Source organism: Kurthia sp. 11kri321 (assembly GCF_001534765.1).
Taxonomy (GTDB): domain Bacteria; phylum Bacillota; class Bacilli; order Bacillales_A; family Planococcaceae; genus Kurthia; species Kurthia gibsonii.
In genome coordinates this window covers 2,219,504-2,236,141 of record NZ_CP013217.1, presented here as the reverse complement: position 1 = coordinate 2,236,141, position 16,638 = coordinate 2,219,504, and the positions used below count along the sequence as shown (strand labels likewise).

Genomic DNA, 16,638 nt, shown 5'->3' with positions numbered 1-16,638 from the left:
AGCTACAAATAAGATTCTGTTGCGACTAACAGTAGTTGAGTTCTCCCTGCAAATGCATTTAAGATTTGATGTGAGTCAATTGCTTCATAATAAACAGAATCACCTGCAGTAGCAATAAATTCCTCTGTTCCTAATACGATACGGACACGTCCCTCTAATACATAGATAAAGGTTTCAGACGGGGAAGGTTCAAATTGTTTGAACTCCCCTTTTTCCTCGAAGGTTAGGATGACAGGTTCAATTTCTTTTTCATTTGATGTGGGGATTAACCACTGAAGTTTGTATTTTTTTTCTTCGTCTGTATAGACGGTTTGGTCTTCAGTTGTATAAACAACTTTTTGATCATCGGTTTCATCGTCGAAAAATTCTTTTGGTGTAGAACCAAGAACTTCTAATAAATTGAATAAAGTTTCAATGGAAGGGGAGTTGAGGTCACGCTCTAATTGTGAAATATAGCCTTTTGTTAAATCGGTACGTTCACCTAGTTCCTCTTGTGTGAGTTCCTTCCTTAAACGTAATCGTTTAATTTTTTTGCCGATTTGCATAAATATTCTCCTCGATCAAGTTTACTTTTGGTAAACTTACAGATTTGAAAGTATTGTTAAAGTAAACTTCAAGTTTACTCAAACGATATCCATTATTACAAAAATACGTTGATATTTCAAGTCATTTTTATAAAAAAGTATCTTCTTTCTATATAAATTAGAAAAGCTAGTCACAACGCTATTTCAAATACAATTAGCGTTATGGCTAGCTCTTTTTATTCAAGTTCATTTAAATAACTTCCTATTAATATATTTAAAATTCTAAAGCCTTTCTTAAATCCGTTACATAAGACTGTGAGACAGGTAATTGTTTTCCATCTTTCATAACAATTAATAAGTTCGAGGCAAAGTCACGTGTGATTTTTGAGATATTTCGAATATTGATAATGTACGATCGATGAATACGAATAAAATATTCAGGTAGGCGATTCGCTAAATCTTTCATCGTTAATGAAATTTGAAATAGTTCATTTTGCTGGTAACACCAATTTTTCTTATTTAAGCTTTCAAAGAATGAAACGTCTTCGATTGGAATTGGCTGCCATTCGTCTTCATTTCGACCTGTAATAAAGTAAAGTGGTTTTTCTTTCTTTCGACTTGGTAGAACGATGAGAAGCACGCCCTTTTTCTCGCGCACGGTAATAGGATAACCAATGCCATGATAGCTCCCACTTCCATAAGGATTATCAATCGTTTGTTCCACTTTGCGACCGCTTTCATAAACGAGCTGTGCAATACTCGTTGGTGCAATGGATTGTCCGATTGAAATTTGAATATCGACTTGTTGAGGTGCATAATAAACGTAGTTATTTTCTACAGCAATGGCAATTGTTGCCTCTTGCGGGGTCCAATCTTGTAATAAGGATGTGTACTGTACTATAACATCCTCTGCTAAATCCCTGTAAATTGACTCAATCATTCAAATCATCCTCCTAGTTTAACCTTGCTTTATCCAGCTATATCTTGTTCTATCCTAGAAAAACCATCTTTCGTCTGAAAATCAATACAAGTAAATCATGTTGTTATATAGTAGTCTATAACAACGGTAGCTGTTATGCAACAAATAAATTGGAAAAAACAGGGGTGTATTTTCTGATAGCGTCAAATGTTATCGTTTTACTACTACTTAAATAAAGGGAGATGGATGAAATGACACAACAAGAACAAATTAAAGCTTTAGAAGAAAAATGGGCACAAGATGGCCGCTGGTTAGGAATCGAACGTCCTTATTCAGCAGAAGAAGTTTTAAAGTTACGTGGATCAATTGAAATCGAACATACACTTGCTAAACGCGGTGCTGCTCGCCTTTGGAAATCTTTACACGAAGAAGATTTCATTAACGCACTAGGTGCATTAACAGGTAACCAAGCAATGCAACAAGTGAAAGCAGGTTTAAAAGCAATCTATTTAAGTGGTTGGCAAGTAGCGGCAGACGCAAATATCGCTGGACAAATGTACCCAGACCAATCTTTATACCCAGCAAACTCTGTACCGCAAGTAGTAAAACGCATTAATCAAGCACTACAACGTGCTGACCAAATCGACCATGCAGAAGGTCGTAACGACGGTTTCGACTGGTTCGCACCAATCGTAGCTGACGCTGAAGCAGGTTTCGGTGGTCCGTTAAACGTATTCGAATTAATCAAAGGTATGATTGAAGCGGGTGCTGCAGGCGTTCACTTAGAAGACCAATTAGCTTCTGAGAAAAAATGTGGTCACTTAGGTGGTAAAGTATTACTTCCAACTCAAAATGCAATCCGTAACTTAATCGCAGCTCGTTTAGCAGCAGACGTACAAGGTGTTGATACAATCATCATCGCTCGTACAGATGCAGACGCAGCAGATATGGTAACAAGCGATATCGACCCACGTGATGCAGACTTCATCACTGGCGAACGTACACCAGAAGGTTTCTTCCGTACAAAACCAGGTATCGATCAAGCAATCGCTCGTGGTTTAGCTTACGCACCGTATGCTGATCTTGTATGGTGTGAAACATCTAAACCAGACCTAGAGGAAGCGCGTAAATTCGCAGGTGCAATTCACGCAAAATTCCCTGGTAAAATGCTTGCTTATAACTGTTCACCATCATTCAACTGGGAAGCGAACCTTGATGAAGAAACAATTGCTCAATACCAAGTTGAATTAGGTAAAATGGGTTACAAATTCCAATTCGTAACATTAGCTGGTTTCCATGCATTAAACCACAGCATGTTCAAATTAGCGCATGACTACCGCGATAACGGTATGGCTGCATACTCTAAATTACAACAAGCTGAGTTCGCTGATGAAACTTTAGGCTACACAGCTACAAAACACCAACGTGAAGTAGGTACAGGTTACTTCGATGAAGTATCACAAGTAATCTCTGGTGGTACATCTTCTACAACAGCTATGAAGGGCTCAACTGAAACAGCTCAATTCATTTAATAAACAACTCAAAAGAGCTATGGGATTTATGACAATAGTAAATCGCTTACAACCATAGCTCTTTTCTAAAATTAATGAAAAACTGGGAGGAAGAGAATATGCAACAGACATCCGCAAACATTCGTGTTTTAGGGCCACAAGACGAAGTAACAAAAGAAATCTTAACACCTGAAGCACTGCAATTTATTGCATCACTTCAAGTGAAATTCAATGACCGTCGTTTAGCCCTATTAGAAGCACGTCAAGAACGTCAACGTGAGTTAGATAACGGTGGCACATTAGATTTCTTAGAAGAAACAAAAGAAATTCGTGAATCGGATTGGACAATTGCACCTTTACCAGCTGATTTACAAGACCGTCGTGTTGAAATTACAGGCCCTGTTGATCGTAAAATGGTTATCAATGCTTTGAATTCAGGCGCAAAAATGTTCATGGCTTGTTTTGAAGATGCTACTTCACCAACATGGGAGAACATGATTCATGGACAAAAGAATATGAAAGATGCTATCGCTAAAACAATCTCATTTGAGAATCCAGCGAATGGTAAAAAATATGCTTTAAAAGAAGAAACAGCTACATTACTTGTACGTCCACGTGGTTTACACATGAACGAAAAGCATGTAGAAGTGGATGGTTCACCAATGTCTGCTAGCTTCTTTGACTTCGGTCTATATTTCTTCCACAATGCAAAAGCTGCATTAGAGCGTGGAACAGGTCCATATTTCTACTTACCAAAGTTAGAAAGTTACTTAGAAGCACGATTATGGAATGATGTATTCAACTATGCAGAAGAAACATTTGATTTACCGCATGGCACAATCAAAGCAACTGTATTAATTGAAACAATTACAGCAGCATTCCAAATGGATGAAATTCTTTATGAACTACGTGACCACTCTGCTGGTTTAAACTGTGGACGTTGGGATTACATCTTTAGTTATATCAAGCGTCTACGCAATAAAGGTGAAGTGATTTTACCAGACCGCGGTCAGGTAACGATGACATCACCATTTATGAGAGCGTATTCAACGCTATGTATTAAAACATGTCATAAGCGTAATGCACCTGCAATGGGTGGTATGGCTGCACAAATTCCAATTAAAAATGATCCAGAAGCTAACGAAGCTGCATTCCAAAAAGTGCGTGAAGATAAGCGTCGTGAAGCAACAGATGGTCATGATGGTACATGGGTAGCGCATCCTGATTTAGTTGCTGTTGCGATGGAACAATTTGATGAGCATATGCCAACACCGAACCAAATCGACCGTAAACGTGACGATGTTCATGTAACAGCGGCTGATTTATTAGAAGTGCCAATTGGAACGATTACAGAAGAAGGTCTGCGCATGAACTGTAGCGTAGGTGTTCAGTACATCGCCTCTTGGTTACGTGGAAACGGTGCTGCACCAATCAACCACCTGATGGAAGATGCAGCAACAGCAGAAATTTCACGTACACAAATTTGGCAATGGATTCGCCATGCAGACGGTAAGCTTGTAACTGGCGAAGATATTACAGCTGAATTATTCAAACAGATCTTAGCTGAGGAACTAGATGTTTTAAAAGAGCAATTTGGCGAAGAACAATATAATGCTGGTAAATTTAATGAAGCAGCAGAAATTTTTACAGACTTAATCTTACAAGATGAGTTTGAAGAGTTCCTAACAACTTCAAGTTATAAAAAAATAGCTTAATTCATACATTAATCTAACACTAAAAAACAGCTGACCCTGAAATGATTCTTATATAGCGTGTTCTTTTAGATTAATGTCACCCTAACAACACGCTATATGTATATAATGATTGCGATGAAAAAACTACGAATTTTTTGAGCTACGCCTCACCAACGTGGCCCATTAACAAACAAACTCCTATAAAGATAAAGAGAGAGACTGCTACAGACATGGCAGTCTCTTTTCGTATGGGCTATTGTATTGTGGTTTTAAAGATTTTTGATAGAATAAGATGAGATAGGTAGTTTCGAGAAATCGGAGGAATAAACATGAAAAAAGAGTTCGTAGTCATTGGACTAGGACGTTTTGGTGGTAGTATCGTAAATGAACTAGTGAACCAGGGCGCAGATGTGATGGCGATTGATAAGTTTGCAGAGCGTGTAAATGAATTCTCAAAAATTGCGACGCAAGCTGTCATGGCAGATACAACAGATGAAACGGTACTAAAACAACTCGGTATTCGAAATTTCGAGCATGTGATTGTGGCAATTGGTGATGACATTCAATCGAGTATTTTAACGACTTTAATGTTAAAAGAAATCGGTGTGCAGAAAATTACGGTAAAAGCACAAAATGACTATCATGAAAAAGTGTTACGAAAAATTGGCGCAGATCATGTTGTGCATCCAGAACGCGATATGGGTATTCGAATCGCCAATAATATGATGTCAAATAACGTTTTAGACTATCTAGAACTATCAGACGAACACTCAATTATGGAGATTAAGGCCAATCGTTTACTCGCTGGACATACGATTATTGGATTAGATATTCGTGTACGCTATGGCATTAACATTGTAGCGATTAAGCGCGACCAAGATATTATTGTGTCACCTGCAGCAGATGAAAAAATCATTGAAGGCGATATTTTAATCGTTATTGGTGCAGATGCGGATATTAGTCGTTTTGAGAAAAAGATGTTGAACTAAAGGAGAAGCTAGGACAAAGCCCTAGTTAAAAGCAAGACAGGCTGGGACATAAGGGCAAAAAACACATCTTATATGAGCATAAAAAAACTGGAATCGCGCTGTAGCACGGTTCCGGTTTTTCGTTGCGAACGCTAAAAAAGGAAAATGACATGTTTTGTCCCAGCCTGTTTTTGGTCTGTCTGCGGATATTCTGCTCGTGCTGTTCCCACAGAAGTAACACACGCCCAGCCAAAACAAAAACAGGATACAAAAAAAGAGCTTTTCCTGTTAAAATTTAAATTACAGATGGTATGTATCGCAAAGGACAGTAACGAAAATATCTTAAAGATTCTTTTAAAACAAGCAATTGGACATATAACGCAACGACAGATTGTTATACTTGCCTTAATGGACAATTAGTAACGTACCAATACGATTCAACACGTACGGATAAGACAGGATTTACACGCCATTTTAAAATATATACATGTGAATACGCATTGGGAAGAACAGAAGAAAATAATTCAAGCGATGCTTTCAGAGGTAAAGATAGGCGCCATTTATCGAAAACGAAAAATCGATGTGGAACCAGTTTTTGGATTTTTGAAGGCGAATTTAGGTTTCACTCGATTTTCACTTCGTGGAAAATCGAAGGTCCGAAATGAAATTGGACGTACCTTAATGGCGACCAATCTAAGAAAGTATGCGATGAGAGGGTAAAACACTACATCACGTATGAAAAAAATCACACAAAAAAGGAGATTGTGTAGGCAATCTCCTTTTTGTGTGACTGAAAGCGATTTATGTCCCAGCCTCTTTTCTATTTAGACTTCCATAATGATTGGTAAAACCATTGGACGACGTTTTGTTTTTTCGTATAGGTAAGGTGTTAACACATCAGTAATCTCATTTTTCAAATCTGACCACTGTGTTGTTTTTTCCTTAACTGATTCTTGTAGATGACGATTTAGCATTTGTTGTGCTTCATTAATCATCATACCTGACTCACGCATGTAAACGAAGCCACGTGAAATGATATCTGGACCTGATACGATACGTTGGTTTTCCATATCAACACTTACAACAACAATCACAAGACCTTCTTCTGAAAGAATACGACGATCGCGTAAAACGATATTACCAATATCACCGATTCCGTTACCATCGATGTACACATCACCAGAAGGAATGCGACCAGCAACATGTGCCTCATCAGAACTTAATGCAAGAACATCACCGTTCTCCATAATGAAGATATTCTCTTCAGGTACGTCACAATCAACAGCAAGGCTTGCATGCATACGAAGCATACGGTACTCACCGTGGATTGGCATGAAGAATTTAGGCTTCATTAAACGTAACATTAATTTTTGTTCTTGTTGAGAACCGTGACCAGATGTATGAATGTTATTCAATGAACCGTGAATAACATCTGCACCTGCGCGATAAAGTAAGTTGATAATCTTATTCACGCTTGTAGTATTACCTGGAATTGGTGAAGAAGAGAAAATCACTGTATCATCAGGTTGAATTTGAATTTGACGGTGTGTACCATTTGCAATACGAGATAGTGCTGCCATTGGTTCACCTTGAGAACCCGTACATAAAATCATCACTTCATTCGCTGGAAGGCGATTTAAAGTTTGTGCGTCAACAAATGTTTCTTTTGGAGCTGTAATGTAGCCAAGTTCACGACCAATCGTGATGGCATTATCCATACTACGTCCGAATACAGCTACTTTACGACCGAATTTAGCCGCAGCATCTGTTACTTGTTGTAAACGATGAATATTTGATGCAAATGTTGCAAAAATAATACGACCATCTACTTTACGCATGATTTCATCAATGCTTTCGCCGACTTTACGTTCAGACATTGTAAAGTTAGGAACCTCAGCATTTGTACTATCAGATAGTAGGCATAGTACGCCTTCTTTACCGATTTCAGCCATTTTCGTTAGGTTGGCTGGTTCTCCAACAGGTGTGAAATCAAATTTGAAGTCACCTGTATGCACGATATTACCAGGAGGTGTTTTAACGACTACACCTAAAGCATCTGGAATACTGTGAGTTGTTCTAAAGAAACTAACAGATGTTTTTCTGAATTTGATAACATCTTCTTCTTTAATTTCGATTAATTTTGTTGTGCGTAGTAAACCATGTTCGTCTAATTTATTACGTAATAAACCAAGTGCTAGTTTACCACCATAGACAGGAACATTAAGTTGGCGTAATAAGTAAGGAATACCGCCAATATGATCTTCATGACCATGCGTAATAAAGAGACCTTTAATTTTATCAACATTTCTAACAAGATAAGTGTAATCAGGGATTACATAGTCGATGCCTAGTAGGTCATCTTCTGGAAACTTAATTCCTGCGTCAATCAGAATGATTTCATCCTGAAATTGAACCGCATACGTATTTTTGCCGATTTCGCCCAGTCCGCCAAGTGCGAAAACAGCTGTTTGGTCATTTTTGACGAATTTCATCTACTTAGAATTGCTCCAAGTGGAAGTTTTCGCTTGCTTGTTCATACTCTAGGTAATTACCCTCAAGCAATTGAATTAATTCGATGTTGTAGCCACGATCAGCTAGCAGTGCACGTACTTCACGTGGATCTGCTGCTTCAAGATATAGGCTTTTAGTATTTTCGCGAACTGGAACTTGAAGCTGGCTTTCTTGATAATAAACTTTGTAAATCATTTTATTTGCTCTCCTTTAACACGTTCAAAATATGTTGCATTTCTTATATATTATCATGACACCAATATAAAATAAAGAAAACCCCGATAAAAATTGCATTTCAGGTTTGGATGTCAAAAGGAAGAGAGATCAGACTCGAAGTACATCAAGTCCCATCTCTCTTCATCACTAAGCTACCGTTTTCTTTTCGAGTAAGCCACGAAGCCTTTTCAACAGTCGTTTTTTAAGACGTTTAAACATGGCGTATCACTCCCTAGTTATAGTATAAGTGATAACGACATGAGAGTAAAGTTATTTAACTTGACATATAATAAGGAAGAAAGAGTGAGAACAACAAAAAAGCTTAGAGTGTGTTAGAATTAAGAACATATAAAAGTATGAGTAGTTAGGGAGGAGTTTAGGAATTGAAGAAAAAGTTATTATTTTTTGATATAGACGGTACACTCTATAACACATCAAAAAAAATTCCTGAAGCAACAAAGAAAGCAATTGAAGAGGCAAGAGCAAATGGGCATGAAGTAGCCATCGCAACAGGGCGCTCTCCGTTCTTTTTAAAAGAAGTAAGTGAAGAGCTAGACATTGACAGCTACGTTAGTTTTAATGGTCAATTTGTCGTTTATCAGGGGAAAACAATTTCTAAACGTCCAATCCCAGCAGATGTACTTGAACGACTTGCAACAGAAGCAGAAAAAGATGGGTATCCAGTTGTTTATTTAGATGAGCAACGTATGACATCGACAACAGAATATGATGATCACGTAAAAGCAAGTATGGATTCATTATTCTACCCAATGCCTGAATACGATTTGAATCACTGGAAAGAAGCGGATATTTATCAAGCGCTTCTGTATGTTCCAGAAGAAGAAAAACCACGTTATTTAAAGGCTTTTCCAGAGTTAGCATTTATTCGTTGGCATAAGTATTCAGATGATGTAATCAATCATGATGTGTCTAAAGCATATGGCATTGAACAATTTATTCAACATACTGATTTTACGTTAGCAGATACAATGGTCTTTGGTGATGGGTTAAATGATATTGAAATGCTTGAACTTGTTGCAAAAGAAGGTACGAGTGTTGCAATGGGGAATAGCCCTGAGCGTGTAAAAGAAGCAGCGAGCATTATAACAGAACATGTAGATGAAGATGGCTTATCAAAAGCAATGCGTCGTCTAGGTCTTTGCAAATAATGAAGAAAAGAGGAATCGCACGATTGAAACGAGCGATTCCTCTTCTTTTATAATTATGCTTCCTCTAAAGGATGTGAGTTAGGTGCCTCATAAAAAGGATTTTCCTTATTGATTCGATCATAGAACATAACACCATTTAGGTGGTCTAGCTCATGTTGGAAAGCAATTGCAGGAAGATTTTTCAAACGTACTTTTTTCTCTACGCCATCTAAGTCTTTATATTTTACGGTAATGCGTTGTGGGCGTGGAACGTATCCAGGTACATCACGATCAACTGATAGACAACCTTCGCCGCCAGGAAGATATGTTTCTTCTACAGAATGACTGACGATTTTCGGATTGACGATGATTTCGCTTAACATCTCACCATTGTCTTTTGGTACATGTAGAGCAAACATGCGAATTGAACGATTTACTTGTGGTGCTGCAATGCCGATTCCTGAACGCAGCTCATACTTTTCAGCCATTTCAGGATCTTGGCTATTGATTAAGAATTCAAGTAATTCTTCACCGAATTCACGTAATTCGTCTGTCAGAGGAAATGGTACTTCCTCTGCTTTCATGCGAAGTGTTTCATGCCCTTCGCGAATAATATCTTTCATTAAAATCATGGTAATCTCCCTTTCCAAACAATATCTATTCATAAGTATATAACAATACGCCAAATCAGCAATAAAAAAAGCCCGACAATCCAATATTCTCCATTGTTTCACTCGTATGTGGGGTGGGAATAATCAAACGTATAGGCTCGTATCTGTGCTACATTAAAACCAGAAAAAACCATCTGTATTATAATACAGGTGCATTGAAATATATAATACAGTACCTAAAAGAAAATAATATGACAAAACAGTGAATTAAGTGATTGACGTATGAAAACGAATTCAGTATACTGAGAACAGATATAGTTGTACTAATGATTTTGGAATTTTAAATAATACAGTTACAAAGGAGATGTAAGAGGATGACTTCAAACAATAACCTTTTTGATCCAGTAAAAAACTTACAAGAAATTGAAGAGAAGTTTGAAATGGTTCAAATTTTAAATGAAAATGGCGAAATCGTAAATGACGCTTTAGATCCTAAATTATCAGATGAAGAGTTAGTTGAATTAATGTCACGTATGGTATTTACACGTATTTTAGACCAACGTTCAATCTCTTTAAATAGACAAGGACGCTTAGGTTTCTATGCACCTACAGCTGGACAAGAGGCATCACAAATTGCATCACACTTTGCACTTGAAAAAGAAGATTATATTCTTCCTGGTTACCGTGATGTGCCACAAATTGTATTACATGGTTTACCTTTATGGAAAGCGTTCCTATGGTCACGCGGCCATTTCGTAGGTGGTCAAATTCCTGAGGACGTAAATGTATTACCACCACAAATTATTATCGGTGCACAATACATTCAAACTGCTGGTGTAGCACTTGGTATGCAAAAACGCGGTAAAAAATCAGTTGCTGTCACATACACTGGTGATGGTGGTTCATCACAAGGTGATTTCTACGAAGGCATTAACTTTGCTGGTGCATTCAAATCACCTGCAATTTTCATCGTACAAAATAACCAATTCGCGATTTCAACACCACGTGCTTTACAAACATCTGCAACAACAATTGCACAAAAAGGTGTAGCAGCTGGTATACCAAGTATTCAAGTAGATGGTATGGACCCATTAGCAGTATATGTAGCAACACGTGATGCGCGTGAACGTGCAGTAGCTGGAGAAGGCCCATCATTCATCGAAACTGTATGTTACCGTTACGGCCCACATACAATGGCTGGTGATGATCCAACACGTTACCGTTCATCAGAAACAGATAGCGAGTGGGAGAAAAAAGATCCTGTTGTTCGTTTCCGTAAATACCTTGAAGCAAAAGGCATTTGGAGCGAAGAAAAAGAAACTGAAGTAATCGAAAAAGCAAAAGAAGAAATCAAAGCAGCGATTAAACAAGCAGATGGCGTACAAAAACAAAAAGTAACAGATTTAATTTCAATCATGCATAAAGATGAACTTCCATATAACTTAAAAGAGCAATATGAAATCTACAAAGAGAAGGAGTCGAAATAACCGATGGCACAAATGACAATGGTTCAAGCAATTACAGACGCTTTAAGATGTGAGTTAAAAGACAATGAAAACGTGCTCGTTTTTGGTGAGGACGTTGGTGTAAACGGTGGGGTATTCCGTGCCACTGAAGGTCTTCAAAAAGAATTCGGTGTCGATCGCGTATTCGATACACCACTTGCAGAATCAGGAATTGGTGGTTTAGCAATCGGTTTAGCACTTCAAGGTTTCCGACCAGTGCCAGAGATTCAATTCTTCGGCTTTGTATATGAAGTAATGGATTCAATTTCAGGTCAATTAGCACGTATGAGCTACCGTTCAGGCGGCGCATTAAATGCACCTGTAACAATTCGTTCACCATTCGGCGGTGGTGTACACACACCTGAAATGCACTCAGATAGTTTAGAAGGTTTAATGGCTTCACAACCAGGTTTAAAAGTAGTTATTCCTTCAACACCATACGATGCAAAAGGATTATTAATCTCATCTATTCGTGATAATGACCCTGTTATTTTCTTAGAGCATTTAAAATTATACCGCTCATTCCGTGAAGAAGTTCCAGAAGAGTCATACACAATTCCACTTGGAAAAGCGGATGTAAAACGTGAAGGTACAGATTTATCAATTTTTGCATACGGTGCAATGGTTCAAGAATCATTAAAAGCAGCTGAAGCATTAGAAAAAGATGGTTACTCAGTAGAAGTAGTAGACTTACGTACAGTTCAACCACTTGATATTGAAACAATTATTGCGTCTGTTGAGAAAACAAATCGTGCAATCGTTGTACAAGAAGCACAAAAACAAGCAGGTATTGCAGCGAACGTTGTAACTGAAATTACAGAACGTGCAATTCTAAGTTTAGAAGCACCTGTATTACGTGTAACAGCACCAGATACAATTTATTCTTATCCGCAAGCAGAAGCAGCTTGGTTACCAAATTATAAAGATGTTATGGCAACAGCGAAAAAAGTTTTAACATTCTAATCATAAAAAAGGAAGGGTGAAGCAACATGGCATTTGAATTCCGATTACCAGATATTGGAGAGGGAATCCACGAAGGTGAAATCGTTCAGTGGTTTGTCAAACCAGGTCAAGAAGTAAAAGAAGACGATATTTTAGCAGAGGTTCAAAACGATAAAGCGGTTGTTGAAATTCCATCTCCTGTGGACGGTACGATTTTAGAAGTTTTAGTAGAAGAAGGTACATTAACAACTGTAGGTACAGTTCTACTGAAAATTGATGCACCTGGATATGAAGATCTTCAATTAAAAGGTCATCATGATGAAGAAGAGGAAGAAGAAGAAACACTAGCAAAAGAAGAGGCTCCAGTAAAAGAAGAAACTGTAGAAACTTCAAAAGCACCAGAGATTGTTGAACCTTCAAATACTTCAAAACGTGTCATTGCTTTACCATCTGTTCGTAAGTTTGCACGTGAACAAGGTGTAGATATCTCTGTAGTAGAGGGAACAGGTAAGAACGGACGCGTAACAAAAGAAGATATTCTAAATCATGGTAAACAACCAGCAGAAACAACTGTCGCTTCTGAAAATACAGAAGAAACTACTCAAGCACCTGAAGTAGCTTCAACTCCTGTAAACTTAGAAGGTGAATTCCCAGAAACACGTGAAAAAATGTCTGGAATTCGTCGTGCGATTGCAAAAGCAATGGTAAATTCAAAACATACTGCGCCACATGTAACATTGATGGATGAAGTAGATGTTACGAATCTTGTTGCACATCGTAAAAAGTTCAAAAATATTGCAGCTGAAGAGGGTATTAAGCTAACATATTTACCATACGTGGTAAAAGCTCTAGTAAGTACCCTACGCAAATTCAAAGAATTCAATCGTTCGTTGGATGACGCAACAAACGAAATCATTCAAAAACATTATTACAACATTGGAATTGCAGCAGATACAGAACGCGGATTGCTAGTTCCTGTAATTAAACATGCTGATCGTAAATCAGTGTTTGCGATTTCGGATGAAATAAATACACTTGCAGAAAAAGCGAGAGATGGTAAACTAGCACCTAATGAGATGCAAGGTGCTTCATGTTCAATCTCAAATATTGGTTCAGCTGGTGGTCAATGGTTTACACCTGTTATCAATCATCCAGAGGTTGCAATTTTAGGTATTGGACGTATTGCAGAAAAACCTGTAATAAAAAATGGTGAAATTGTAGCCGCACCTGTGTTAGCATTATCATTGAGCTTTGATCATCGTATGATCGATGGTGCCACTGCGCAAAACGCTATGAATCATTTAAAACGTTTGTTAAGTGAGCCAGAATTATTATTAATGGAGGCGTAATATCATGGTAGTAGGAGATTTCCCAATCGAGACAGATACAATAGTAATTGGAGCAGGCCCTGGTGGATACGTTGCAGCAATTCGTGCAGCACAATTAGGACAAAAAGTAACAGTAATCGAAAAAGAATACGTAGGTGGCGTTTGTCTAAACGTTGGTTGTATTCCATCAAAAGCTATGATCTCTGTAGGTCATCGTTTTGTTCAAGCAAAAGAATCTGATGACATGGGTGTAATCGCTTCAGAAGTTAAATTAGACTTCGCTAAAGCGCAAGCATTCAAAGAAAGCGTTGTTAAAAAATTAACTGGCGGTGTTTCTGGTTTATTAAAAGGTAACGGTATTGAAGTGGTTATGGGTGAAGCATACCTAAACGACACAAATTCTTTAACTGTTGCAACTGAATCAGGTTCTCAACACTACAACTTCAAAAACTTAATTATCGCTACTGGTTCACGTCCAGTTGAGATTCCAAGCTTCAAATTTACAAAGCGTGTAATCAACTCAACAGGTGCTCTAAACCTAACTGAATTACCTAAGAAATTAGTTGTAATCGGCGGTGGATACATCGGTACTGAATTAGGTTCTGCTTACGCAAACTTAGGTTCTGAAGTAACAATTCTTGAAGGCGGTAAAGATATTCTTGCTGGTTTCGAAAAACAAATGACACAAATCGTTAAAAAAGGTCTTAAGAAAAAAGGCGTTACTGTAGAAGTTGAAGCTTTAGCACAAGGTGTTGAAGAATCAGAAGATGGCGTTAAAGTTACTTATGAAGTAAAAGGCGAAACAAAAACAGTTGAAGCTGATTACGTATTAGTAACAGTAGGTCGTCGTCCAAATACAGACGAAATGGGTCTTGAATCTGTAGGTATCGAATTTGCAGAACGTGGTCTAATCAAAGTTGATAAACAATGCCGTACAAGCGTATCAAACATCTATGCAATTGGTGACGTTGTACCAGGTTTACAATTAGCACACAAAGCTTCTTACGAAGGTAAAGTAGCGGCTGAAGCAATCGCAGGTGAAACGTCAATCGTTGATTACCTTGCAATTCCAGCAGTATGCTTCACAGATCCAGAAATGGCTTCTGTAGGTCTTAACGAAGAACAAGCAAAAGCTGAGGGCTATGAAGTATCAGTAGGTAAATTTGCATTTGGTGCAAATGGTCGTGCATTAGCTCTTAACGAAACAGACGGTTTTGCTAAAATTGTTGCTCGTAAAGAAGACGGTTTAATCCTTGGTGGTCAAATCGTAGGTGTTGGTGCTTCTGATACAATCGCTGAACTTGCATTAGCAATCGAAGGCGGTATGACATTAGAAGACGTAGCAATGACAATTCATGCTCACCCAACATTAGGTGAAATTATCATGGAAGCTGCAGAAGTTGCTTTAGGAACTCCTATTCACATGGTAGCTAAAAAATAAATAGAACATCTTATTTCTAAAAAAATATGTATGTCAAAACACTCACTTTTATTTAGGTAAAGGTGAGTGTTTTTTTTCGTTATTTTAATAAACTGTTGTCTATTTAAAGTAATTATGTAAAATAATGAGTAAAGAGTTTGTTGCGTTTTAGAATTGGGAGGTTCATACGTATGAATTTAGGATTACTTGGAAAGACGGCAATTGTAACTGGAGGGTCGAGAGGAATTGGTTTTGCAACAGCTAAGCAACTTGTAATCGAAGGTGCAAATGTTGTTATTTGTGGTCGTCAAGAAGATACATTAATGGAAGCTGCAAATAAGATTGAAAAAGAAACGGGTCAGCGTGTCCTCGCGATTGTGGCTGATGTTACAAGAAAGTCTGACTGTGAAAAATTAATAATGAGTGCTGTAACTAAATTTAAGCGCATTGATGTATTAGTAAATAACGCAGGCATTTCATCTACGAATGCCTTTATGGATATTTCTGCAGAACAGTGGGAGCAAGACTTAAATTTAAAACTATTTGGTGCCATCAATTGTTCTCAAGCAGCCGTTCCACATATGAAAGAAAGAGGTGTAGGAGCAATTGTCAATGTGACAGCTATTTCTGGAAAAGCAGGTTGGAAACATTCAATGCCTACATCTGTTAGTCGAGCTGCAGGACTTGCTTTAACAAATACAATGAGTAAAGATTTAGGTGAATATGGTATTCGTGTAAATGCGGTCTGCATTGGGTTAATACGTAGTGCGCAAGTAGAACGAAAATGGAAGAAAGAAGCGCCGAATTTAACATGGGAAGAATATAGTAATGAAATGGGACGTGACATCCCACTTGGTCGAATTGGAGAAGCTGAAGAAGCTGCAAAAGCGATTCTATTTTTATTATCTGACGCGGCATCGTATATAACGGGAACATCTTTGAATATTGATGGAGGTAGCTCGCCAGTTCTATAATATTACCATTATATAACTGTTAAAATAATTCTTTAATAGTAATAATATCCATACAAATAAAACAAATTTCCTGTTTTTAGGTTATGATGTTTATTCTTATGTGAGTAGGATAAATATTGGGTACAGGGAGGAATTAATATGATGAAATTATTATGGATACCTATTGCTCTATATGTAATCGCAGTTGGGCTGTTTGCTATGGGATTGATTAATCGCCACTCAGATGAGGGTGTTATAGCAAGAGTCTTAGCAGGACAAGGGGTAGCGATTCCAATCTTTTTCTTCGCTCTTCTATTTACTTGGTTCTTTAGTAAAAAAAAGAAGCGTAACGAAGATATGTAAATATATTTGAAATAGTTTAAATATC

15 protein-coding genes and 1 pseudogene are annotated in these 16,638 nt (G+C 37.7%); 11 read left to right on the top strand and 5 right to left on the bottom strand.

The genetic code is table 11. The annotated features are described in order from the left end of the window. Positions 1–2 precede the first annotated feature (2 nt). Together ASO14_RS11290 and ASO14_RS11285 are read right to left on the bottom strand one after the other, a co-directional pair. On the bottom strand, positions 3–545 hold the full coding sequence (locus tag ASO14_RS11290; protein WP_068455234.1) for a helix-turn-helix domain-containing protein: 543 nt from the start codon (positions 543–545) through the stop codon (positions 3–5). Positions 546–798: 253 nt separating this feature from the next. Next, positions 799–1,464: a LytTR family DNA-binding domain-containing protein gene (locus ASO14_RS11285; protein ID WP_068455231.1), complete on the bottom strand. Its 666-nt coding sequence runs from the start codon at positions 1,462–1,464 to the stop codon at positions 799–801. Between the two features lie 230 nt (positions 1,465–1,694). Between ASO14_RS11285 and aceA the strand changes: the two genes are divergently transcribed. The 4 genes and pseudogenes from aceA to ASO14_RS11260 all read left to right on the top strand — a co-directional run. Then, the gene (aceA, locus tag ASO14_RS11280; RefSeq protein ID WP_068455230.1) at positions 1,695–2,975 is read left to right on the top strand and encodes an isocitrate lyase; all 1,281 of its coding nucleotides are present in this window, start codon (positions 1,695–1,697) and stop codon (positions 2,973–2,975) included. Between the two features lie 98 nt (positions 2,976–3,073). Next, entirely contained in the window at positions 3,074–4,669 is a 1,596-nt protein-coding gene (gene aceB / locus ASO14_RS11275; protein ID WP_068455229.1) for a malate synthase A, read from the top strand. 308 nt (positions 4,670–4,977) lie between these two features. Next, positions 4,978–5,637 (top strand): potassium channel family protein, encoded by a 660-nt coding sequence (locus tag ASO14_RS11270; protein WP_068455227.1) that lies wholly within the window; start codon positions 4,978–4,980, stop codon positions 5,635–5,637. 471 nt (positions 5,638–6,108) lie between these two features. Next, positions 6,109–6,336: pseudogene (locus tag ASO14_RS11260) on the top strand (transposase); the annotation flags it as partial. Between the two features lie 104 nt (positions 6,337–6,440). Here the strand turns inward: ASO14_RS11260 and rnjA are convergent. Together rnjA and ASO14_RS11250 are read right to left on the bottom strand one after the other, a co-directional pair. Beyond that, the gene (gene rnjA / locus ASO14_RS11255) at positions 6,441–8,108 is read right to left on the bottom strand and encodes a ribonuclease J1 (protein WP_068455221.1); all 1,668 of its coding nucleotides are present in this window, start codon (positions 8,106–8,108) and stop codon (positions 6,441–6,443) included. A 4-nt stretch (positions 8,109–8,112) separates the two neighbouring features. After that, positions 8,113–8,322, bottom strand: a complete 210-nt coding sequence (locus tag ASO14_RS11250) for a DNA-dependent RNA polymerase subunit epsilon (RefSeq protein ID WP_068455218.1) — start codon at positions 8,320–8,322, stop codon at positions 8,113–8,115. 404 nt (positions 8,323–8,726) lie between these two features. Between ASO14_RS11250 and ASO14_RS11245 the strand changes: the two genes are divergently transcribed. Continuing rightward, complete coding sequence (locus tag ASO14_RS11245; protein WP_068455215.1) at positions 8,727–9,512, top strand: Cof-type HAD-IIB family hydrolase; 786 nt, start codon at positions 8,727–8,729, stop codon at positions 9,510–9,512. A 53-nt stretch (positions 9,513–9,565) separates the two neighbouring features. On the opposite strand, the gene def is transcribed toward ASO14_RS11245, so the two are convergent. Beyond that, the gene (gene def / locus ASO14_RS11240; RefSeq protein WP_068455212.1) at positions 9,566–10,123 is read right to left on the bottom strand and encodes a peptide deformylase; all 558 of its coding nucleotides are present in this window, start codon (positions 10,121–10,123) and stop codon (positions 9,566–9,568) included. 353 nt (positions 10,124–10,476) lie between these two features. Here def and pdhA point away from each other — a divergent pair, with 353 nt between their 5' ends. The 6 genes from pdhA (at position 10,477) to ASO14_RS11210 (ending at position 16,613) form a co-directional block, all read left to right on the top strand. Continuing rightward, the gene (gene pdhA, locus ASO14_RS11235) at positions 10,477–11,589 is read left to right on the top strand and encodes a pyruvate dehydrogenase (acetyl-transferring) E1 component subunit alpha (RefSeq protein ID WP_068455209.1); all 1,113 of its coding nucleotides are present in this window, start codon (positions 10,477–10,479) and stop codon (positions 11,587–11,589) included. A gap of 3 nt (positions 11,590–11,592) precedes the next feature. Next, a complete protein-coding gene (locus tag ASO14_RS11230) occupies positions 11,593–12,570 on the top strand; it encodes an alpha-ketoacid dehydrogenase subunit beta (protein WP_068455206.1) in 978 nt (325 codons plus the stop codon). Between the two features lie 26 nt (positions 12,571–12,596). Continuing rightward, on the top strand, positions 12,597–13,898 hold the full coding sequence (locus tag ASO14_RS11225; protein WP_068455202.1) for a dihydrolipoamide acetyltransferase family protein: 1,302 nt from the start codon (positions 12,597–12,599) through the stop codon (positions 13,896–13,898). Positions 13,899–13,902: 4 nt separating this feature from the next. Further along, entirely contained in the window at positions 13,903–15,318 is a 1,416-nt protein-coding gene (gene lpdA, locus ASO14_RS11220) for a dihydrolipoyl dehydrogenase (RefSeq protein WP_068455198.1), read from the top strand. 170 nt (positions 15,319–15,488) lie between these two features. Then, positions 15,489–16,271 (top strand): SDR family NAD(P)-dependent oxidoreductase, encoded by a 783-nt coding sequence (locus ASO14_RS11215; RefSeq protein ID WP_068455195.1) that lies wholly within the window; start codon positions 15,489–15,491, stop codon positions 16,269–16,271. A 138-nt stretch (positions 16,272–16,409) separates the two neighbouring features. Further along, positions 16,410–16,613: a hypothetical protein gene (locus ASO14_RS11210; RefSeq protein ID WP_068455190.1), complete on the top strand. Its 204-nt coding sequence runs from the start codon at positions 16,410–16,412 to the stop codon at positions 16,611–16,613. The last annotated feature ends 25 nt before the right edge of the window (positions 16,614–16,638 follow it).